The 22,277-nt window shown below is 35.5% G+C and carries 16 protein-coding genes and 1 tRNA gene; 6 read left to right on the top strand and 11 right to left on the bottom strand.

All coding sequences use genetic code 11. The features are described from left to right. Window positions 1-23 precede the first annotated feature (23 nt). Entirely contained in the window at window positions 24-269 is a 246-nt protein-coding gene (locus ACTF54_RS08000; RefSeq protein ID WP_438969117.1) for a hypothetical protein, read from the bottom strand. Window positions 270-735: 466 nt separating this feature from the next. Between ACTF54_RS08000 and ACTF54_RS07995 the strand changes: the two genes are divergently transcribed. Next, the gene (locus ACTF54_RS07995) at window positions 736-1,323 is read left to right on the top strand and encodes a DUF6642 family protein (protein ID WP_347197063.1); all 588 of its coding nucleotides are present in this window, start codon (window positions 736-738) and stop codon (window positions 1,321-1,323) included. Between the two features lie 56 nt (window positions 1,324-1,379). Here ACTF54_RS07995 and ACTF54_RS07990 read toward each other — a convergent pair. Next, window positions 1,380-1,461, bottom strand: a tRNA-Leu gene (locus tag ACTF54_RS07990). A 112-nt stretch (window positions 1,462-1,573) separates the two neighbouring features. Here ACTF54_RS07990 and ACTF54_RS07985 point away from each other — a divergent pair. Beyond that, complete coding sequence (locus ACTF54_RS07985; protein ID WP_347203116.1) at window positions 1,574-2,959, top strand: dipeptidase; 1,386 nt, start codon at window positions 1,574-1,576, stop codon at window positions 2,957-2,959. 109 nt (window positions 2,960-3,068) lie between these two features. On the opposite strand, the gene ACTF54_RS07980 is transcribed toward ACTF54_RS07985, so the two are convergent. Next, entirely contained in the window at window positions 3,069-4,544 is a 1,476-nt protein-coding gene (locus tag ACTF54_RS07980) for a cell wall anchor protein (RefSeq protein ID WP_438969116.1), read from the bottom strand. A gap of 386 nt (window positions 4,545-4,930) precedes the next feature. On the opposite strand from ACTF54_RS07980, the gene ACTF54_RS07975 reads away from it, so the two are divergent. From ACTF54_RS07975 to ACTF54_RS07960, 4 genes are all read left to right on the top strand, one after another. Then, window positions 4,931-5,296, top strand: a complete 366-nt coding sequence (locus ACTF54_RS07975; protein ID WP_347197066.1) for a BlaI/MecI/CopY family transcriptional regulator — start codon at window positions 4,931-4,933, stop codon at window positions 5,294-5,296. A 2-nt stretch (window positions 5,297-5,298) separates the two neighbouring features. Next, window positions 5,299-7,254: a M56 family metallopeptidase gene (locus ACTF54_RS07970; protein WP_438969115.1), complete on the top strand. Its 1,956-nt coding sequence runs from the start codon at window positions 5,299-5,301 to the stop codon at window positions 7,252-7,254. Between the two features lie 31 nt (window positions 7,255-7,285). After that, window positions 7,286-9,253 (top strand): M56 family metallopeptidase, encoded by a 1,968-nt coding sequence (locus ACTF54_RS07965; protein ID WP_438969114.1) that lies wholly within the window; start codon window positions 7,286-7,288, stop codon window positions 9,251-9,253. Window positions 9,254-9,475: 222 nt separating this feature from the next. Beyond that, entirely contained in the window at window positions 9,476-10,576 is a 1,101-nt protein-coding gene (locus tag ACTF54_RS07960) for a DUF4407 domain-containing protein (RefSeq protein ID WP_347197069.1), read from the top strand. A 416-nt stretch (window positions 10,577-10,992) separates the two neighbouring features. On the opposite strand, the gene ACTF54_RS07955 is transcribed toward ACTF54_RS07960, so the two are convergent. From ACTF54_RS07955 to ACTF54_RS07920, 8 genes are all read right to left on the bottom strand, one after another. Further along, entirely contained in the window at window positions 10,993-12,021 is a 1,029-nt protein-coding gene (locus ACTF54_RS07955; RefSeq protein ID WP_438969113.1) for an App1 family protein, read from the bottom strand. Between the two features lie 302 nt (window positions 12,022-12,323). Next, window positions 12,324-13,157 (bottom strand): metallophosphoesterase family protein, encoded by an 834-nt coding sequence (locus ACTF54_RS07950; protein WP_347197071.1) that lies wholly within the window; start codon window positions 13,155-13,157, stop codon window positions 12,324-12,326. Further along, entirely contained in the window at window positions 13,139-14,488 is a 1,350-nt protein-coding gene (locus tag ACTF54_RS07945; RefSeq protein WP_347197072.1) for a sodium:solute symporter family transporter, read from the bottom strand. The genes ACTF54_RS07950 and ACTF54_RS07945 overlap by 19 nt, the downstream gene beginning before the upstream one ends. Window positions 14,489-14,744: 256 nt before the next feature. Beyond that, window positions 14,745-16,190, bottom strand: a complete 1,446-nt coding sequence (locus ACTF54_RS07940; protein ID WP_438969112.1) for a SusD/RagB family nutrient-binding outer membrane lipoprotein — start codon at window positions 16,188-16,190, stop codon at window positions 14,745-14,747. Between the two features lie 149 nt (window positions 16,191-16,339). After that, complete coding sequence (locus tag ACTF54_RS07935) at window positions 16,340-19,549, bottom strand: SusC/RagA family TonB-linked outer membrane protein (protein ID WP_438969111.1); 3,210 nt, start codon at window positions 19,547-19,549, stop codon at window positions 16,340-16,342. A 51-nt stretch (window positions 19,550-19,600) separates the two neighbouring features. Continuing rightward, the gene (locus ACTF54_RS07930; RefSeq protein WP_347196534.1) at window positions 19,601-20,287 is read right to left on the bottom strand and encodes a TIGR04282 family arsenosugar biosynthesis glycosyltransferase; all 687 of its coding nucleotides are present in this window, start codon (window positions 20,285-20,287) and stop codon (window positions 19,601-19,603) included. A 3-nt stretch (window positions 20,288-20,290) separates the two neighbouring features. Continuing rightward, complete coding sequence (arsS, locus tag ACTF54_RS07925; protein WP_347196535.1) at window positions 20,291-21,355, bottom strand: arsenosugar biosynthesis radical SAM (seleno)protein ArsS; 1,065 nt, start codon at window positions 21,353-21,355, stop codon at window positions 20,291-20,293. Window positions 21,356-21,849: 494 nt separating this feature from the next. Further along, window positions 21,850-22,185, bottom strand: coding sequence for an arsenosugar biosynthesis-associated peroxidase-like protein (locus ACTF54_RS07920; protein ID WP_347196538.1), 336 nt, complete (start codon window positions 22,183-22,185; stop codon window positions 21,850-21,852). Window positions 22,186-22,277 lie beyond the last annotated feature (92 nt).

The raw sequence follows: 22,277 nt of genomic DNA, 5'->3' as shown, positions 1-22,277 counted from the left end.
GCGGAATTTTAAACCACTTTATTCTAATTACTAATTCTCGAAACAGCTGGATAAGAACGTGAATAAATTACCTGTACTGTATCGCCCAACTGTAAATCCCTAGTGTTATCAATAAAAACTGGCGTAATAAACTCTTCTTGCGCCACCTGGTACAACGCTCTTACCTGCCACTCAGTACTTCTCATACGTTGTGCATGTGTCTGTGCTTTTTCAATAACTCCAGTGGTTAGAATGCCTTGGCTTCCTAAAAGGTAGTCAATTTTTGCCATTTTATAATACTGTAAACTCAATCCAGTTAATAAAGCACTGCAGATGGCAATAAAAAATAATGATTTAACCTGCTTTAAAAGCTGTTTTGAAGCGCAATAAATTAAAATGGGCTGTAGAATGAATAAGGACACATAGATAAATATAGGCCACACAGAATCTTATAGTGATGCCTGAAAATAAGCCAGTGGTATTTGTAAAATTACAGACCATAATACAGCAAGTAAGGTGGCGCAAAAAAAACCGATCAAAGAAGATTTAAACATTAAATTATGGAAGTATTAAGCTATAAATGTAGCAATCTAGACCTGTTTCTTGAATGATTTGTTGCCATGTGCTGTAATTATTTAATAAAATTAGGATGGTAATATAGGACAGAATTCTAGCAGCCTTTAATATTGCACTGTCTAAGAGTGACTACCTTCTGCACATAGGTATGCACCTCAAAAACTTTAGAAAAATGAATGCATGAGTGAATTAGAAATACCCATTACAGATGCCGAAAATTTTATTTATTGCCTTGAAGTGGTCCCAGATGCACAGCAAGAAAAATCGACAGCCGTTATAAAAATCCTTGAAGATATCGCTTTAAATCAAAATATAGCAAGCATTTACAAAGCCTGCGACACTATTGAAGGTCTCGAAGAAAGCATAGGTTATCTTGTAAATGACGATCATAATTTCAAAGATTATGAAATTATCTATCTTGTTCTACCTGGACAAGGCAATAGTATACTTATTAATAATTATTACTACAGTGTGGAAGAAATTGCAGAGCTTTTTGAAGGTAAACTAGATGGTAAAGTCATCCATTTTGCTAACAAAAAGATACTAGATCTTACAGATGAAGAATCTCAGTATTTTCTAGATGTTACCGGCGCAAGAGCCATTTCTGGTTACGAATTTCCTTCTCAAAGTATGTCCAGCGCATTTACCATAGACCGCGTATTTTTCAGCTTTTTTTATGAGAATGACGACCTGAAACAGGTTGTGCGACAGATGTATCATAAGTACAATAAACTGTGTACACTATTAGGCTTTAGATTGTATTATTGAGTAAACACTATCTTACAAAACAAAAAGCCCCTCATTTCTGAAGAGCCTTATTTCTGTGCGGATGACAGGAATCGAACCTGCACGCCGTGAAGCACTAGATCCTAAGTCTAGCATGTCTACCAGTTCCATCACATCCGCATAACCAGTATTCCCTATTTGGGACGGCAAATATACATACTTTTAAGATATTACAAATTCTTTATCAAATAAATTTTCATCCTTTCTTATCTTTACCTCAAACACATATTACATGAATACAAAATCTTACGTAGATCAACATAAAGATCGATTTATAAGCGAACTCATTGAATTACTTAAAATACCTTCTATAAGTGCAGATGCAGACTATAAAGATGACGTTATAAGAACCAGTAAAGTCGTTGCAACATCGTTAGAAAAAGCCGGTTGTGATCATGTAGAAATTTGTGAAACACCTGGCTATCCTATTGTTTATGGAGAAAAAATTATTGATCCTAATTTACCTACCGTATTAGTTTATGGTCACTACGACGTACAACCACCAGACCCTATAAATCTTTGGGACAGTCCACCATTCGAACCAGTCATAAAAAGAACAGATATTCATCCAGAAGGAGCCATTTTTGCTCGTGGTGCCTGTGATGATAAAGGACAGATGTACATGCATGTAAAAGCAATGGAATACATGACTGCAAATAACGACTTGCCTTGCAATGTAAAATTCATGATTGAAGGTGAGGAAGAGGTAGGAAGTGAATCATTAGGTTGGTTTCTAGAGCGCAATCGTGAGAAACTGGCAAACGATGTCATCCTAATCTCTGATACAGGAATGATTGCAAAAGATGTCCCTAGTATTACCACAGGATTACGTGGTTTAAGTTATGTAGAAGTAGAAGTAACTGGACCCAACCGTGATTTACACTCTGGTCTTTACGGTGGTGCAGTTGCAAATCCTATCAATATATTGTGTGACATGATTGCACAATTACATGATAAGAATAATCATATCACCATTCCTGGTTTTTATGATAAGGTAGAAGAGTTAAGCAAAGAAGAACGTGCCGAAATGGCAAAAGCTCCTTTTTCTCAAGAAGCCTATAATAAAGCCCTTAATATCGCTCAAGAACATGGTGAAAAAGGCTATACAACAAATGAACGCAACAGCATTCGTCCTACTCTAGATGTAAACGGTATTTGGGGTGGATATACTGGAGAAGGAGCTAAAACTGTTATCGCTAGTAAAGCTTATGCAAAAATATCTATGCGACTCGTTCCAGATCAAAACTGGCATGAAATCACAGAATTATTTCAAAAACATTTTGAAGATATTGCTCCTAAAAGCGTAAAAGTAAAGGTAAAACCTCATCATGGTGGTACCGCTTATGTTACGCCTATTGACTCGGTAGGTTATCAAGCAGCAAGCGCAGCTTATAAAGAAACCTTTGGTAAAACACCTATACCGCAACGCAGCGGTGGTTCTATCCCTATCGTAGCTTTATTTGAAAAAGAGTTGAATTCTAAATCTATTCTCATGGGCTTTGGTTTAGACAGCGATGCCATTCATTCACCTAATGAACATTTTGGAGTTTGGAATTACTTAAAAGGAATTGAAACTATTCCTCATTTCTATAAACACTTTACCGAGATGAATAAATAGATCTTTGACGATTTGTATTACGATTTTATGAATACAAAAACCCCACTTAGTTAATTAAGTGGGGTTTTTTTATGTTCTCGCTTTCGCGAAAGCGATGTTATTATTGTATTTATCTTACACTTAAATTTTGAGAAAATACAGATAATACATCAGTTCCCGCACCAGTTAATCGAGAAACAAAAACTTCAATTTTATCATCTGGTTCAAGTGAAAGCACACCATTTAAAGCAACATTTTGGATTTGGGTAGTACTATCTATTCGTACTACACTATTTGTTTCTGTTACAATTGAACCATTTTTTGCAATTGAAAACGCGTAAAAGTCTCCATTAGCATTACCTCCTAATAATATATTAGGACCATCAACTCGTATACTCAAAGAAACATTGATTTGAACTTTACGTGCTTTTTTTCCTTTATAAATAACATCATTATTGTTATCATCAGCAATAAATCTAAAAAGACCACTTGCTACAAAATTCGTGGAGCTTTTAATTTGCACTGGTGCATCGTTTGTTATATCCTGTGAGTAACCACTGCTCAAAGTTCCTCCAAAATAAAAATTTGCAGCTGCTACCTGATCTGTTTCAATAGGTATTCCAGAACAGTTCACGTTCCAATCCTTAGTAAAATTAAAACCTGTATAAGAACCAACGGTGTATCTATCTACCGCTAAACCTGCACCTACAAAACTTAACTGTGACAATGTAGCATCATTTCCAATTGTAGGATTTGAACTAACATCAATTCCTTTTTCTCCAGTATCTAAAACTATACGACCACCGTTCATTTGAAGGTCTTGAAACGATCCGGTAAACTCTATAAAGGTTCCAGTATTTGTTTCGGTCCAAAAAATATTACTTACAAAAAAGCTATCTACATCATTTATAGTATAACCATCATTATTACCTAAATATTGAGAAACACTGATAAATACCGTTCCAAAACCATCTATTGTACCAATTTTACTCGCATTTGCCATTACCACATTGTTTATTAAGAGTAAGTCGCTAGACGTTCCAGTTAAATCAAATATGGGTTGCTTAGTTCCTGACGGAATCGATCCCGAGAGTGTAATGTTACGAATACTACCACCTGTAGTTCCCGTAAAGAGAGTTCCTGAAAAATTATTAACTAATGTATCTTCTGTAGAGTCCACACCTTCAATGTAAGCACCGTTCAAATCAATAGGAAAATCAAATATAACAGTCCCATTGATCTCATATAGAAAATCAGTATTCAATTTATAAACAGAACCACCACCAGCAACTAATTCATCTGATAAATCTGATATGTTTTTTACTAATTTATAGTTATCTCTTAAATGAATATCCTCTAAAAAAACCCAGTTTGTACCATTGTAATACTGAAATGAATTTAAATCTGTATCAAAAACGGTAAGACCAGTTGCAGGTGTAGATATAGCCAGCTTTTGTGCCGTTGTCATCCTAGGCATTAAAACACCTTGAGATACAGACTGCACATCAAGTATAGAACTAGGATCGGGATTATCAATATTAATACCTATCTGTGAAAAAGAGATATTGAGTGATAAAAACGTAATGAATAGAATATATTTTTTCATTTTAAGAGGTAAAATTTGATGGAGCAAATCTAAATTTTTCAGGTATAATATTTTTATTAAAAGTTTTAAAAAATGAATAAATGTTAAAGATACTACTAATTAACATTTTTTAACTCTTTTAATCGATAAAATATCTTGTTTAAGTTGCTTTCAAAGAGTCTTGAAAAAAAATAAAAAAAACACCTTATTGGATCAAGACAATGGAATGGTCATTATCTTTTAGATAAAATATATGATTACCAATTATTTTTTTATTGCATCTCAATTTCTATCAGATTGATTACAAGTCAGTCTGGGAAATACTTTTTTGTAAGACTTTCTACCTCTATACTTGTAGAATTGAAATATTATTCTACATTTGTAGAGTTAGTTCTAAAAATGTAGAGATGAAATTATCAAAAAGGGAAGAAGATCTTATGAGTCATTTATGGAAGCTGGAAAAAGCTTTTATGAAAGATTTACTTGAAGAATATCCTGATCCCAAACCTGCAACCACAACCATTGCTACGCTATTAAAACGTATGACAGATAAAGGTTTTGTAGGCTATGAGCTGTTCGGTAAAAGCAGACAGTACAAACCGTTAGTTAAAAAAAGTGATTACTTCTCAAAACATGTTAATGGGTTAATTAAAAACTTTTTTAACGATAGCGCTTCACAATTTGCTTCTTTTTTTACTAAAGAAACAGATTTAAGCAAAAAAGAACTGGAAGAATTAAGAAAAATAATTGATCGCCAAATTGAAAATAAATAATCATGGAACATTTCATCATTAACTCTTCGATTTGCCTATTTGTATTATGGTTAGCTTATAAGTTGTTACTAGAGAATACTTCATGGCACGTATTCAAAAGGTGGTTCTTAATCGCTTCTTTGATTGTCTCACTGTGTATCCCATTCCTTGTTGTACAAACGATTGTGATACCTATTGAAGCAACTCCTTTTGCAGCCTATGATTTAGCTATAGAAGAAACTATTATTGAAAAAACTGCTTTTGAAATGAATTGGTGGTATGTTACATTAGGTATTTATATAATAGGTTTTGCGATAATGTTATGGCGTTTTGGTAAAAACTTGAACTCTTTTAGAATCCAACAAGATGATGAAATCAGTTCTTATAAAACGTATCAGCTTATTTTACGCAAACAAATAACGATACCTCATTCCTTTCTCAAACGCATTTTTGTTTCTAAAAAAGACCACGAGGCAGGCAAAATTCCTACAGTAGTTTTAGAGCACGAGAAAGCGCATTTAGATCAAAAACATTCGCTTGATATTCTTTTCATAGAGGCATTGATCGTACTGTTATGGTTCAACCCAATATTATACATACATAGATATTCTATAAAATTGAATCACGAGTTCCTTGCAGATCAATCGGTTTTGAAGCAAGGAGTTTCTACTACAGAGTACCAACAAACATTATTAGATCACGCCACGACCAGCTACGAGCAGGCAATGGCAAACACATTTACTTTTCCCATCATTAAAAAAAGATTTCACATTATGAAAACACATACATCACATGCAAGTCTAGTCTTAAGAAGTCTATCGCTTATTCCTATTCTAGCACTACTTATAATAAGTTGTGGCAAAGAAGAAACCGAATTTATAGAAATTGAAGAAACCATTATAGTAGAGGACGATACTAATCAAAAATTAATAATAGTTGACCCAAACGATCCTAAAGGGAATATCACAATAAATGGCGAACCTCATACTTATAAAATTAAAGGTGATCAAATAAGTATATATAATAAAGCTGGCGAACTTCAAGATTTTGAAAGCCAAGGCTATGAGGTAAGACAGGCAGAAGTAATAGAAATCATTGAAATTTTAGAAAGTGTCACTCAAAAAAATATTGAAGAATATAATTTTCAAGCAAAAAAACATCAAGAGTTTATAGAAAAAAATGGTCAAGTAGTCGTTTTTAAAGAAGATACAAAACGTATGCAGCTTATTTTCAATTCTATGACAGAAGAGCAGCGCACACAAAATGAACCATGGCCTTATTTGTATTGGGATAATGACCTTACTCCTGGTGATATTCCGCCGCCACCGCCACCAGCAGTATTGCAAACTATCACTTCAAATGATGTAGAAAAATACAATTCTTGGGCAAAACAAATAAATGACACAAACAATAAAGCAAAGAAAACTGGAAGTAATGAATATGCTATTGTCAAAGCAAAAGATGTAAAAATATTTAAATCCATCTATGATAATATGACAAAAGCTCAGAAGAGTAATGCACAGCCATGGCCAAATCTTCCGCCGCCGCCGCCACCAGCCGCACCGAATGCAAACTCCAGTTATATAAAAGTCGACGGCAATATTTACCATTATACATTAAAAGAAAACGACAATAACTTTTATGATCGCAAAGGAAATATTATTGACGTTTATGGAAAAACAGTAGAATACGTTAAAAAAGAAGATCTTCCGCCACCGCCACCGCCAGCTGATCCTTTAGATTACATTAAAGATAAAGGAGATCAAATGAATTATTACATTGACAATGTAAAAGTAAATGCAGCAAAAGCAAAAGCCTTTATCCAAAAAAAAGGAAAGAAAGGTATTGAAATCGGACCAGTTGATGGAGTGTATTCTTTGAAGATGTATACTTCATCAGATGACAAAAGAGTTTACATAGATCAGAATCCCGATAACATTTATGGACCTACTAGGTTAGATCGTGATTTGAAATGCTAGATATTATTAACAAAAATACAATATTTAAATAATGGAGCATTTCTTAATCAATTCTACGGTTTGTCTTTTTGTTCTTTGGCTGTGTTATAAATTATTGCTAGAAAACAGTTCTTGGCATGAATTGAAAAGATGGTATTTATTAGGTGCTTTAATTTTATCATTAAGTATTCCTTTTATAGTGGTGGAAACCGTAATAGTTCCTATTCAAGAAATGCCTTTTGTAAATGTCTATGGAAACAACTTTACCACAGTCACTCCAGCAATTCAACAGATGACTCAAGAAACAGAGTTTACAGTGAACTGGTTTTACGTGGGTTTGATCTTTTACCTCATCGGCGTTGTTGTAATGTTATGGAGGTTTGGTCGCAATTTGTATGTTTTTAGAATTGGTAGAGAAGATATCGTACGCTTTTACAAAAACTATCAGCTTGTATTGCGCAATCAATTTACCATACCACATTCTTTTATCAAACGCATTTTTGTTTCTAGAGAAGACTATGAAACAAATCAAGTTCCAGAAGTCATTCTAGAACATGAAAAAGCACATTTAGATCAAAAGCACTCGATTGATATATTATTTATTGAATTGTTGTTGATTGTATTTTGGTTCAATCCATTGTTATATGTGATCAAGTATTCCATAAAACTCAATCATGAATTTCTAGCAGATCAAGCCGTATTAAATCAAGGTATTTCCACATCAGTTTATCAAAAATTAATTCTTAAACAAGCCACAACTGGTTATCAAAAAACGCTGGCAAACACATTCACTTTTCCTATCATCAAAAAAAGATTTCATATCATGAAAACAAATTCATCAAAAACAAGCCTATTACTTAGAAGCCTAGTTATTGTTCCAATTATAGCAGTTCTAATTGTGAGTTGTGGTAAAGAAAAAACAGAATATAAAAATACAACTGAAGACACTAAATCAACCGAAACCATAAAATCTGAAATGTCTGGTTCCATAACCTCAACAGATGGAATAGAATATTATGTCAAAATAAAAGATAAAGATGAAATTGTTTATTATGACCTAAAAGGAAACCTTCTAAAAGATTTTGACTTGAATTCTGAAGATATAGAAGCATTCACCATGTTTCCAAGAAAAGGACAAAAGCCTAGCAGCTCTGCATCTCCAACAATAGCCTTAATAGAAAATAGCAAAGAAGAGTTGAAATATTTTATAAACGATTATGAAGTAACTAAAACAGAGGCTGTACAAACAATAAAAAATACTGGTGAGGAAGGTGTTGTAATCGACATTGATGAAAACGGTAAGTCATTCATCAAAATAACAATGACTCCAGAAAAGAGAAAGAAAATGCCTCAAATAGGTTCTATGAAGTTAGAAAGTGGCACCATTGTATCATTATCTCCTACTCTTGTCAACCCCAATAAACATAAAGACAACAAGCTTTATCAAATGAAAAGACAGATCGTCTCAGTTGCAGAAATGCAAGAAAAGCCTACTCAATTTTATATCGATAACGAGAAAGTAATCAACAGCGAGATTCATTATTTACTCCACGATAATCCCGATGCTGGTATCTCCATAAAAAATAATAGCGACGGCTCAAAATCACTTTTTTTCACCTCTAAAGAGGAAGAAAAAAGTATTGAACAACTTCAAGAAATTTATAGTGAATTTTTTAAAGATGATATAAAAAGTACAAACCAAACTCTTCAAAAAGTAAACTCTACTTCAAATATTGATAAAGAATTTACAACAGACCCAGAAAGCCAAGATTTTTATTTGAGAAGAGCAATTTTGATGGTTAGCTTAAATCAAAATAACAAGCCAGTTTATCAAATCAATGGTAAAAGCGTTAACATAGAAGCAGTTAAAGATTATAAAGCCAAAAATGAATTTGCCAATATTAATTATAAAGAAGGTGCTCAAAACATCTTAAATTTTAGCGATAATAAGGGGAAGAATATGACCATTAAAGAGATTCAAGATATCGCTAAAGCGATGGCTAAGAATGTACCAGAATAAAAACGTATAACTTTTATATGCAATTAAAGTAAAGCCTCAATAATATTATTTGAGGCTTTTTTAGTTCTAAAAATTTTTGAAAAACCTTACAACACATTCAGCGATGCAGTAGAATAATCTGACAACTTAAAACTTTAATTGAATTTTAAAAACTGTTAGCACTGTAACAAATCTTTAGAAATCACGTTAATAAGGAACAACCTTTTTTCTAATTTCTTTCTTATGCCATCCTTTTTCATTTTTTGTAGTGGTGCTGATGCACAGTTACTTGACCAGTGCAGCGCAGGCGAGCGTAACAAATATGCCGGTATAGGCGCCACCGTTTTCTTTACTGCGCTCCTAGCCTTCTTTGCAGCCAGCTATGCACTTTTTACTGTTTTTGATAGTTACTGGATTGCGACTGCTTTTGGTCTCGTTTGGGGACTTTTAATATTCAACCTGGACCGCTATATTGTTTCTACACTTAAGAAAAGTGATCGTAAGATTAATGAATTGTGGCAGGCTGCACCACGTATTATTTTAGCGGTAATCATCGCTCTTGTTATCTCAAAACCTCTCGAATTAAAGATTTTTGAAAAGGAAATTGATCAAGTATTATTGGAGGAGAAAAATGCAATGACGTTAGAAAATCAGGAGCAAGTGGCATCCTTATTTGCTGTTGAAGAGTCCGCTTTCGCGAAAGCGATACAAGAACTTAAATCTGAAATCACAACCAAAGAAGCCCAGGTCGAGGCGCTTTACACAACCTACATCACCGAAGCAGAAGGAACATCGGGAACCAACAAGCTGGGAAAAGGACCTGTTTATAAAGAAAAACGAGAAAAACACGACGCCGCACTAGCCGAATTACAAGCACTGAAAACTACCAACAATGAAAAAATCACAGCCATAGAATTACAGTTAGTCAATTTAAACACAAAAAAGGCCACACAATTGGCAGCTGCACAGCCCATCATAGAAAACTTTGACGGACTGATGGCTCGAATAGAAGCGCTAAACAGATTGCCGTTTATAACATCATTTTTTATATTCTTACTATTTCTAGCCATAGAAACCTCACCTATAATTGCAAAATTGCTATCACCTAAAGGAGAATACGATTACAAATATGCAGAGCGAGAAGACCTAGTCATTTCATGGGTAACCCAGCAAAAACAGCAACAAACCGTTTTAGTACAAACCGATAAAGAACTCAATAATCGCGTCTACAAAGACATTGCAGACGAGGATGAACTGTACGCGTACAAAAGAAAAATCGCCAGAGAACTCATGCAAAAACAAGCCGATGCTTTTTACAACAAACAGAAAGGAATTTTAGGGTAAAGATTTTTGATTTTTGATTGTCATTCCGCTGCAAAGCGTTATCGGCTATTAATTTCTCTATTTTTTAAAATCTCTATATTCTATCTATGAAATGTTTATTATAGAAATCCTTGGACGTATTTATGATAATTAGAGGATAACTAGCATCTCTCAACCTTTCCGAGCAAAGTTCGTTTTATTCGCATTCCCCACCTTTCCTTTTATAAGGAAAGGAGTTTTTACGGTTTGAAAATTGAAGTACTACTTTGAAGCTCTTTGATAGACTAAGTCTAAGATTTTGTCGAAATCTTTTTTAACTATCCAGGTTTTAAATTTTTCTCGACCTACCTTCATACCTTTGGCAGACAGGCTGCTCTGGATCTAAAATTTTATATCTTATTTTTTTAAGTTTAAATTCGAGTTCAAATTCAAATTCATTAGACAATCCAGCCATTTGCACGTGCATGAACAACGGCTTCTTTAGATTCTTTTACCAGTAACATCGGGCAAATCGTGAATGAATCGGCTATGGATTGTACGCGTTGCATTTTCTTTTTGTGCTCTACAGATCGCAGGTAAATCGCTAGAATACGATCAGGAAATTGTTGTGCGGTATCCTTATAATAATCCACATCATGCTCACCACTATCGCCTATCAAGATAAATTTCATATCTGGATAATGTTTTAAGATATTGAGTAACTCATGTTCTTTATGAGGACGTTTTAATTTAGGCGTTCTGTCCCATGGCGTTGGGAAATCTCTTAGTAAAATAGGCCCTTTAGGAAAACCGTGAAAATCTAGAAATTTCTCTAAGTATTTGTATAAATTCCATGGACTATTGCTTAAATAAAACATGGGATTTTGATCTTTAGAAGATGGCCCGCGATGCAATAACTGGTAAAAACTAGCGGCTCCTTTTAATGGTGACCTACGATCGTAATTTTTAAAAAACGTATTGAATGCGACACGTATTTTCAAAAAACTCGTGACACCGGTATGCATGATCGTATCGTCTATATCGCTTATGACACCGTACGCAGCTTCAGGATATGGGATCAATGTCTCGCCAGTAAACTTATTTGTTTTGAGACGTTTTTGTCTTTTCGCTTTCGCGAAAGCGGAGTTATCTTCATCAAAACTTACCGTAAGTAGCAAGTATCCTTCTTCATCAGTCAGATCATGCAGGTTGAAATCGGTTTTGATATCAAATAGAAAATAACCTTCATGATCTGCTTTTGTCGTAAAAAATTGACCATTAGATAGAGTAAGTCGCACTTGCGCATTTCTTATCTCGTCTGTCTTAAAAGTACGCCAGGTATTACGGAGCGTTTGATAAAGTGTTTGCTGCTCATAATGCTTTAGTGGCTGGTCTTCTAGCGCGCGACCTCTTATGTATAGATGCTTCTCACCGCTATACGTGCGGTAAACATCTAGTATCCAAGGATCGCGTGTAAAAATCGCCATGATGTGAAAATAATGGTTTTATGCCAACTGCCATAAAGAAGCAATGAGAATTAATTTATCAGATATGTATTAATCCTTGGTTCTACTTTGTCTTAAAGCAAACCAGATGGCCATTAAGAACAAAAAACCGAACCATATAAAACTGCGGTTGCGCTCACCATCGGCAATTTTGTAACCTATTATACAAAGGCAAATAACGCACATGGCAATAAGGAGCTTGTAAAACCATTTTGGGATCATATCATTGGGTTATTGGATAATAATTATATTAAAAATAAAAATTTCAACCAAAAAAAGAAATATTAGTAAAAATTCAGCTCCAGTTTTTTCCCTTTTAATAATCGCTCCTCTTCTGGTAGAATCTCCATGTTGTCCCAGATACCAGTTTCTAGAGTTTGCGCATATTCATTAGGCAACTGATTCTTTTTCATCATTTGAATCGCAGTCTCATGATCATAAGAAAGCGGGATATGTTGGTATTCAAAACCCTTAGCATCATCTATAATCATTGCCCATGTACTGGTTTTTCCGTCGTTTGCTGGCATTCCTATCACGCCAGGATTGAGCCATTGCACGGCTGCTTTTTGATCTACAAATGGTAAACCACAATGTCCAGCGATGACAACTTCAGCGTTCAAAGCTTCTAGACTGGTTTGTTTTAATTCCCAGTCGGTAGATTTGAATATGAACTGAGAAACATGATCGTAACTTCCATGTACTACTCCTACTTTCTTCCCAGCATAATGGAATGTTATATGATCTGGCAGTGTTTTAAAGTATTCTTTTGAGCTGGTGTGTAAATTCGCTTTCGCGAAAGCGTACCAAATCTCACTAAAATTATCACAACGAGAGCCTTCTGTAAAATCGCAACCGCAATCATCTTGATCGTCACGCAACTGAATTTCAACATTACCCAAAATACTGTATGCGCCCCAATTTTTAAGAGTATCAAGCGTTTCTTGCGGCTGACCACAATAGCCTATAATATCTCCTGTGCAAATACAATTCTCTGCAGCTACACCATGTTGCTGAGCAACTTGAATCAAACTCTGTAAAGCCTGTAAATTGCTGTAAACACCACCAAAGAGAAGCATTTTGCCAGTTTTATGACCTAGATCTACGATTTTTTTATCCATGCTGGCAATAAGAATAAGATGAAACTAAATGAAATTCCATAAATGTTAATCCACAGTAATGAGGCATATTTTCCTGAGGTAAAAATAAGGCTTTGAGGAAACCATTCAAAGACTAATAATACACCAAAAACAAGCCCACAAATTACCGATAAAAAATAGCTGATGTGTGGTGCTTTCATTTTCCACAATAAAAATACTGGCGTAAGGCCTATGACCATCGTACCACTTATGGTGGTTGCGCTTAGGATTTCGGCATCTAAGAATACAGGAATGGTTCCTAAAACAGCGACAAGAATCATCATCAGTCTACCAAAAGAAACTGTTTTACCTAGGTTTAAATCAATAGTCAACATTTTTGAAAAACTAGAAAAAGTGCTGTCTAAAGTACTTGCTGCGCTGGTGATCATAATAAAATTAATAATGAGCAACAGAACTACTCCAAGTTTTTTGGCTACCTCAACAGCTGCCTGACCTTGTAATCCTGCTTGTTGCGCATACACACCAACCAGACTAAAAAGGACTATACAAACACCACCTAAAACTGCCGCCCATAAAAAGCTTTTGCGAGTAATTTTAGGACTGGTAATAAAACCACGATCGGTCAATACTGGATCGTGAAATGGATAACTAAAACTTTGAAGAATAGCGGCAAAAAATAGGTTTAAACCTAGTTCCATGGACCAAGTTCCAGAAGTGATCATTTCTCCAGCCTTAATTTCTGGTTCTGAAAAAATAACTCCTAAAATTATAATTAACAGAATTGAAAATAACACCATCTGGATCACATCTGTAAAAATGGAACTGCTCAATCCGCCTTTTAAAGTGTAGGCTAATGTCATTAAAGTAAAAACTACAATTGCCACATAATAAGCGGTAGTTCCCATCTCGCCAAAGTACGTTCCTATCACCATAGTATTGGACCATACTTCATTAAACAATCTAAAACTGATTAAAACAGAAAACAAACCAACGGCCCTTTTACCGTATTTATCGGTTAAAAAATGATGGATACTTGTATAATCTCCTTGAGTTCGTAGCTGATAAATTATAATTCCTGCAACTGCAAAAGACAGGTAATAACCTGCATATGCCACACCACCGACGAGACCAAATTCCAGTCCTAAGTTGGCCGCATTGGTAATACTCTTTGCAAAAATCCAAGATATGATCAAACTTCCCGTAAGCATCACCATATTGGGTTGTTTACCGCGATGCTCTGCCTTAAAGAATGTTGCTACATCTTTAGCATACGGCGCTAGTATGAAAAAAATCACACTACTCGCTATAATAAGCAACCATTGTAAGGTTGAGGTTTGGGTTAGGAAATCCACTTTTGAGTTATTGGGTTATTGGGTTATTGGGTTATTGGGTTATTGGGTAAAATGTCAATTCTAGCGCAGTCGAGAATGATTTGGTGGATAGTTTTCAAAAATTATCAAAGCTATGTACATCGGTTTTCCTGTGGTCAAGCCGTTGCAGAACGGCTTCGCTAATTATTTTTCTCGATACATAATCGTTCTCGACTGCGCTCGAACTGGCATAATTTTTCATTTTTAAAGTTCAAATTCAAGTTCAAGTTCGTATTCATCACTCATCCCACCAGACAGGAACATTGATATCATTATCATTTGTGGCGATTGCGGCGACATTATAATTATCGGCATTGAGTGATGCTTCTTCTGCAGGATAAGGCATTCTTACAGGAATGAGATCATTATTAAAGCTTGCGGAAATAGTTTTTAATGCAGGAAAACCTGTTCTTCTATATTCAATCCAACCTTCATAACCATTGATGACGCTCGCAATCCATTTTTGAGTAATAATTTGCTCGATAGGATCATTGCCGTTTAAGCCATAAGCAGCATCTGTTGTTAAGTAGTTTGCTGGTAGTTCTGTATTCCAGTACTCATGTGCTTGAGTCACTCCAGTTTCATACAGTGTTTGTGCAGATGCTGAGATCAATCCTTTTTCTGCTGCCTCGGCAAGTAAAAAGTTCGTTTCCCATGCCGTCATGTAATTAGCATCTAATATTCCAGTATTCTCTCTGAAAATGGTTCCAGCAAGAGAGTAATCGGCTAGAGTGACTGAAGTTGATGACGCATCAATACCGTTTAACAGACCTTCAAAATCATCTCCGTTAGCATTGTTTGCTCTCGGTCTAAAAAGCACATTAATACGCGCATCGTTTAAATCTTCTAAAACTTCTTCCATAGTCTCACTCATAACAAAGTTGTTAAAATCTCCTGCTCTCAATCGCCCCATACGAAAGTTGTTAGGCTCACTATCAGAAAAATTAAATACCGCATTTTGATCGTTTGAAGCAATGTAATTTTGATCATCAAACAAAGTCTGCAGTCTAGCATTTACATTCTCTCTTTCAGAGATACGCATCAGTGCTTTAATTTTCAAGCTATTTGCAAAGCGCACCCAATCAGTTAAATCACCATTAAAAAGTACATCGCCTTCTAAAGCGATTGAACCATTGTAATTTTCTATAGCTGCAATTCCTTGATCTAGATTATCTAGAATTCCGCCTGGTTGCAGATAGATATCTTCTTGAAGATCATACTTAGGCTCTACAATTCCATCCAGTCCACGGAAAGCTTCAGAATAAGGCACATCACCAAAGATATCTGTCAAGCCAGCTGTCATATAAGCTTTAAATATTAATGCAGGACCTTCATAAACGGCAAAGGCAGGTGTTTCTTGAGCTTGATCAATGATGATTTGATTGTCTCTCAAGTTAGTGTAAAAAATAGGCCATGGATTCCCACCTAATTGCGGACTTTTTAATGCATGTCTATCAAATAAATTGAAATCTAAAGCTGTCATGTGCTGGCTTAACAATCCACCAGCGACAAAACCTTCATAAGACATTTCCTCACCGTAATTGTAGATTACTTGTCTTAAAAGCAAACTAGGCTGCACGCTTACTGGTGCATTAGGATTAGTATTTATTTCTTCAAAATCGTTTGTGCAGGATGCGATTGCTAGAACAGCAAAAACAAATACTGCTATATATTTATATTTCATTTTCTTTATTTTGTCATTCCGCTGCAGAGCGGAATAGGTTTGTTTTTTCTCAATTTGTAAACATTCTCAACTGCGCTCGAACTGACATTTCATTATTCATTATTCTTTATTCCTTGTTCGATATTCAATTTCGAGTTCGAGTTCAAGTTCTAAAAGGTTATTCCAGCTTTAACTCCTATGCTTCTTGTGCTGGCATAAGACATATCTTCTACACCACCTACAAAACCTTGTCCTTGAACGGCTAGCTGCTCTGGATCAAAATGTGGAATCTCACTAAAGGCAAATAAATTTCTACCGATTAGTGAAACTCTCATTTCTGCGCCGTCATTGAATAACCCTAAAGCTCCTTCATTTAAACTAAAACTGTAACCAACTGAAAACTGGCGCAGTTTTAAATAGCTGGCATCATAAACATTGTTCTCTTCATGATTACGATCATAAAACTGACGGTAATAACTTTCTGCACTTACAGCTGTAGTATTTTGTACATAAACAGGATTTGCTTCTGTTCCTGTGTTAATAACTCCATTTGCCACAATACCAGCATCTGGTCTGTTTGCTGTATCATTTAACTGTCCACCTACGGCGCCTAATGCTAATGTTCTAGAAACGATAATTCCTCCTTGTCTCCAGTCTAGTAAAAAGGATGCATCCCAGTTTTTATAAGTAAAACTATTATTGAATCCCATAGTGAAATCGGCATTATAATTTCCTAGTTTTCTTAATTCAGGATCTGCAATAAAACGTCCTTCTTGTGTAAGAATAAAATCTCCGTTTTCATTTCTTAAATATCCAGTCCCATAAAGGTCGCCTATACGTCCACCTTCTTCTACTTGATGCCATACCGTTTGATCCTGGCTGTCATATACTCTAGAATAGGCTAGTGTTAAACGGCCATCTTCTTGAGGTAATTCTTCTACAATTGCTCTACTGCTCGCAAAGTTTACCGTAGAACTCCATTCAAAATTATCTGTTCTAACAGGAATCGCATTTAAAACTATCTCTACTCCTTGATTTCTTACAGATCCTGCATTTACCACTTGCTGGCTAAAACCAGATGCTATTCCTATAGGAAGTGACAAAATCTGATCTTCAGTCAATGCGTTGTAATACGTAAAATCTAGATTCAATCGTTGCTTTAAGAAACGTACATCAAAACCTACTTCAACACTAGAAGTTGATTCTGGCCTCAAGTTTTGATTAGGAATAAAATCTTGATTGCTAAAGGTAGGTTGCGAGTTCACATTTACTTGAGAGATAAAAGTTCCTTGTGTCTGGTATGGATCTGTATCATTACCTACTTGCGCATAACTAGCTCTGATCTTTGCAAAGTCAATTTCTTTAGGTAAATCCACTACATTACTAAGTATAAAACTGGTAGAAAAAGACGGATAAAAGAATGAAGTATTATCTGCACTAAAAGGTGTTGCCAGTGCGCTAGACCAATCGTTTCTAGCAGTTACATCTAGATAAAGAAAGTTTTTATATCCAGCTTTTGCAAAAGCGTACAAACTATTAATTCTCTTCTCACTTCTAAATCCAAAACTCTCAATAGGACTCGCTGCATTATTCAAAGAAAAAATACCAGGTTGTGCAAGACTAGTCGTTTGCACTTGCGTGGTAGAAGCCGTTTGCGACAATCTATTTCCTCCAGCACTTGCATCAAAACTAATATCGCCGAATTGCTTTTTGTAATTCAATAAAAAGTCTGTATTGATCTCTCTATAGAACACATCATGCTCTGCATATGCTCCATTTCTAAAACGGTTGGTAGAAAAATTACGGATAAATCGGCGTTTCTCATTACTATAATCCATTCCTGTTCTAATCGATGCAGTAAGTTCTGGTGTTAGCTTTCGCGAAAGCGAGACATTTCCAAACAGTCGATCACGACCAAAACTATTGCGATTTTCTTGTAATATAAAATACGGATTATCAAAGAATGTATAGTTAAAAGAGTACTGTTGAACGCCTTCTAATCCAGGCTGCCAGTAGTTTCTCAAGTTATCAATATTCAAAGATCGTGGTCCCCATGCAACGAGCGAATAGTTCACATTCTCACTACCGTAACCATTTGACGGTCTATTTCCAGATGCACTATTCACATAGTTGATACTGGCTCTAATTTTAGTCTTATCGTTAGGTGTAAAATTTAATTTTGCAGCAACAGTCTGTCTATCGAGATCAACTCCTGGAATAATGCTCTCACTACGCAAATCGGTGAAACTTAATCGGTAATCACCGTTTTCAAAACCATCTGTAATAGCGATGTTATTGATAAATGTATGACCAGTATTATAAAAGTCTTTCAAATTATCTGGATTACTGCGGAACTCTGTAGGTGTAATAGGTAAACCGCTGTATAATGAGGTATCGCCACCACGCACTACAGTACCATCTGGCAACGTCACTGGACTATCAAATTGTGGTATTAAAATCCCTTGATCCAATCGTGGACCCCAAGAATAGGTAATATTATCACTAACGCCACCGCCTAAACCGTCGACAAATTCAAAAACTCCACCTTGACCTTGACCGTATTCATTTTGAAATTCTGGCAACTTGAAAGCCGTATCTACAAAGAAACTGGTGTTGTAGGATATCCCAAGACCCTTTTGTTTACCACCATTTTTAGTTTCAATAATAATTGCACCATTTGCCGCACGAGTTCCGTAAAGAGCTGCTGCCGCAGGACCTTTAAGAACGGATACACTTTCTATGTCGTCTTGATTTACTTCTCCAGCGCCATTTCCAAAATCTACTTCCTGAAAACCTGCTGCTGCTTCATTAGAAAAATTAAATACCGTATTGTTATTTATAGGTGTTCCATCCACAATAAATAGCGGATTGTTATTTGAAAAACTTGCCTCGCCACGAATAGTAATTTTTGATGAAGAACCAACACCAGTCGCTCCAGGCGTCACTGTTATCCCAGCAACTTTACCTTGCAAGTTATCAATAAAATTAACCGCTTTTACTTCTTGAATTTGTTCTGTATCTAGCGTTTGAACGGCATAACCTAGTTCTCGTTCTTGACGTTTTACACCTAATGCTGTAACAATAACCTCATCTAATGAGTCGCCTTCTTGTAAAATTATATTTACTACAGTTTCATTCTTAACTGGAACTGTCGCGGTTTGATAACCTATAAAAGACACCACTAATGTTGCGTTATCTGCAACGGTAATTGTATAATTACCATTGCCATCTGTGGTTGTGCCATTTTGAGTACCTTTCTCTGCAACGTTTGCAAAGGGTATGGGATCGCCAGCGCTATCGCTGACTTTTCCTGTAATAGAAATTTGAGCTGCTCCTATAAAACCGCATAGGAGTAGCATGAGTAGAGTAATTCTCTTCATGAAATAATATAAAAAATGATTGAAATGGCGTTAAGGCTTGAGCTTTGATGATTAAGCTGCCTTTGGCGATCCTTTATTCAAAGGAAGAAGAGAAATAACAGAGGTGGTCTGTTTATGAAAGTATTGGTAATGAGTTTGCTTTCGCGAAAACGTGCATAAAAGTAATCTTATAATAGAACGACGAGCATCTTTTCCAGAAAGAAAATCTTCAAGATCTTGTTCTGTATCCAGATCTGCTAGAGATTCTAAAACTTCTAACTCTTGATTTTGAACAGCAATGTATTCATGGAAAGAAGTTGCCAAATTTGACGTTTGCCAAGGTAAATCTTGAAAAGCAGGTGCGTCAAAATTATTCTTATTTATGGCAATGAGATAAAGACCGCCGTCCAAAGATTTTCCCTTTACAGCTTTGCCTTTTTTGAGAGCATCGGCAGCGTCTTGTATCAATTTAACCGTAAGTAAAGGCGTGTCGTTTCCTAAACAAATAACAGAATCATAGCCTTTATCAAAAACATCTTGAATACTATTAGTAAACCTAGTACCAAATCCTACACCTCGCTGCTCAACTTCCGTAAAATGATAAAAATCAAAACCAGAAGCTTTTGCCGTTTTGGTAACCTTCTCATTAAGCACATCCATCAATGCGCCATTGTGTGCGAGAGGCTTATATAAAGCATCTGCCTTTGCAGTTTGTGCAAAGAGAAGAATGGCGGTATTTAGACGTGGTTTTTGTATCATGAATTAAGCAACTACACCTTGACAACTACTTCCTGCACCAGCGGTACAGCCGTAACAATGTTGAGAGATCTGGATATTGCGATCGTTTAATAGATCTTCATTGTAATCTTTAATGTGTTGGATTTTATTATCTACTTTAAGGTCTAGCATCTGATTAAAATCACAATCGTACAGCCAGCCGTCCCAAGAAATAGAAATAGTATTCTTACACATTACTCCAGAGACTGCAGCTGGATTGTAAGCTTCTACTAGCGCATACATATAATCTTCATAGTTTTCGCTTGCTACCAGATAGTCTAAGAAACGAGCGATAGGCAAATTGGTAATCGCAAAAAGACTGTGAAATTGAATACCGAAATCTTCTAGCAAAGCAGCTTTCATCTCTTTTTCCATACTCGCTTGATCACCTGGTAGGTAAGCACCGCTAGGGTTATACACTAAATCCAGCTTTAAATCACTACCTGGCATTCCATAGCCACGATTATTGAGTTCCTGTAACGCTTTGATTGATTTATCAAAAACACCATCACCACGTTGCTTATCTGTCTTTCCTTTAGTCCAGTGTGGCATCGAGGAAACAACATGAATATTATGTTTTTTAAAGAAATCAGGCAAGTCGTGATATTTAGGGTTTGCTCTAATAATAGTTAAGTTAGAACGAACAATAAAGTCTTTAATTCCAGCCTCTGCAGCTTGTTCTACAAACCATCTGAAATCTGGATTCATCTCTGGAGCGCCACCAGTAAGGTCTAATGTGTGAGCACCTGTTGTTTTTATTACATCCAGTATTTGTCCCATAGTATCACGAGTCATGATTTCTTTACGATCGGGACCAGCATCTACATGACAGTGTGCACACACTTGATTACACATGTAACCTACGTTTACTTGAAGAATCTCCAGTTTATTGGGTCTTAATGGTAACTCGTTGATTTCTTTCAGTTTCTTTGCAAATGAAGGCAATTCGTCATTAGAAAACGGTTCTCCATTAAGGATTTGCATTTGCTTATTTATGTTTGCTAAGTCTGAATCTCTCTTCTTTAAAGAGGTTTTTGTATTTACAGCCATATTTATGGTGTCGATTTTTCAATTATCATAAGTACGCAAATATGCTACTAGTGGTTTGCATAATTAGTGACTATTTCTCACAAAACTGTCACTTTATACACATATATCTTTGTAAAAAGGAATAATATACAAGGTAACAGGATGAATATGTAAAATTATCATCTCAGTCTATGATTTTACCGGAAATACATTGCAAACAGCAATTTGCAAAATAGTGGTAACTAACACAAGAATTCAAAACAATAAGATCCCATAAAAGTCGCTGCTACGATTTTATATGATAGCAATTCTAGCGATTGTGCTCCAGCAAAAGAAATTCTTTTGATACTTCAGATTCCTGATAAATTGCTATCATACCATTTCAGGAAAGCAATACTATATTATTGATTTAGTAAATTGTCTTGAAAAACTTATAGATCCTGATCAATCTGTTACCACAGATTATCGTGATAAGCGATACGTAAAACTTTGCTTAGGCAAAGTCAACATCCCGTTTACATCTCTAGTTTATTCACCTTATTCATCATTTGTACTCCATGGACAAGTGTTGCGCCACCTTTTATAGCACCGGCAACATGAACAGCCTCCATCATCTCTTCTTTTGTTATACCTCTTTTAAGTGCATCACCAGTGTAAGCATCTATGCAATAGGGACAATGAACTGCATGAGAAACAGCAAGTGCCATTAAAGACTTTTCTCTTGCACTTAGTGCGCCTTCTTCAAATACTTTACCATAGTAATCAAAGAATTTTGTTCCCAACTCTTCACTCCATTCTGTTATTTTACCAAATTTTTTTAAGTCCTTAGGATCGTAATAAGTCTTTTGCATCATATTTTATTTTAGACCTCTAAAGTACTATCTATTTATCTCATCCTGGATTTAAGATGCATTAAATTGCTAAAACGTCAAAAGAAAAGGCT

Origin of the sequence: Nonlabens sp. (assembly GCF_965657255.1) — a bacterium.
Taxonomy (GTDB): Bacteria; Bacteroidota; Bacteroidia; order Flavobacteriales; family Flavobacteriaceae; genus Nonlabens.
This window is presented reverse-complemented; position numbering and strand designations above follow the sequence as displayed.

Coding starts and splice junctions, on each gene's coding strand:
- ACTF54_RS08000 (WP_438969117.1), bottom strand. CDS start 269: ATGGCAAAAATTGACTACCTTTTAGGAAGCCAAGGCATTCTAACCACT.
- ACTF54_RS07995 (WP_347197063.1), top strand. CDS start 736: ATGAGTGAATTAGAAATACCCATTACAGATGCCGAAAATTTTATTTAT.
- ACTF54_RS07985 (WP_347203116.1), top strand. CDS start 1,574: ATGAATACAAAATCTTACGTAGATCAACATAAAGATCGATTTATAAGC.
- ACTF54_RS07980 (WP_438969116.1), bottom strand. CDS start 4,544: ATGAAAAAATATATTCTATTCATTACGTTTTTATCACTCAATATCTCT.
- ACTF54_RS07975 (WP_347197066.1), top strand. CDS start 4,931: ATGAAATTATCAAAAAGGGAAGAAGATCTTATGAGTCATTTATGGAAG.
- ACTF54_RS07970 (WP_438969115.1), top strand. CDS start 5,299: ATGGAACATTTCATCATTAACTCTTCGATTTGCCTATTTGTATTATGG.
- ACTF54_RS07965 (WP_438969114.1), top strand. CDS start 7,286: ATGGAGCATTTCTTAATCAATTCTACGGTTTGTCTTTTTGTTCTTTGG.
- ACTF54_RS07960 (WP_347197069.1), top strand. CDS start 9,476: ATGCCATCCTTTTTCATTTTTTGTAGTGGTGCTGATGCACAGTTACTT.
- ACTF54_RS07955 (WP_438969113.1), bottom strand. CDS start 12,021: ATGGCGATTTTTACACGCGATCCTTGGATACTAGATGTTTACCGCACG.
- ACTF54_RS07950 (WP_347197071.1), bottom strand. CDS start 13,157: ATGGATAAAAAAATCGTAGATCTAGGTCATAAAACTGGCAAAATGCTT.
- ACTF54_RS07940 (WP_438969112.1), bottom strand. CDS start 16,190: ATGAAATATAAATATATAGCAGTATTTGTTTTTGCTGTTCTAGCAATC.
- ACTF54_RS07935 (WP_438969111.1), bottom strand. CDS start 19,549: ATGAAGAGAATTACTCTACTCATGCTACTCCTATGCGGTTTTATAGGA.
- ACTF54_RS07930 (WP_347196534.1), bottom strand. CDS start 20,287: ATGATACAAAAACCACGTCTAAATACCGCCATTCTTCTCTTTGCACAA.
- arsS (WP_347196535.1), bottom strand. CDS start 21,355: ATGGCTGTAAATACAAAAACCTCTTTAAAGAAGAGAGATTCAGACTTA.
- ACTF54_RS07920 (WP_347196538.1), bottom strand. CDS start 22,185: ATGCAAAAGACTTATTACGATCCTAAGGACTTAAAAAAATTTGGTAAA.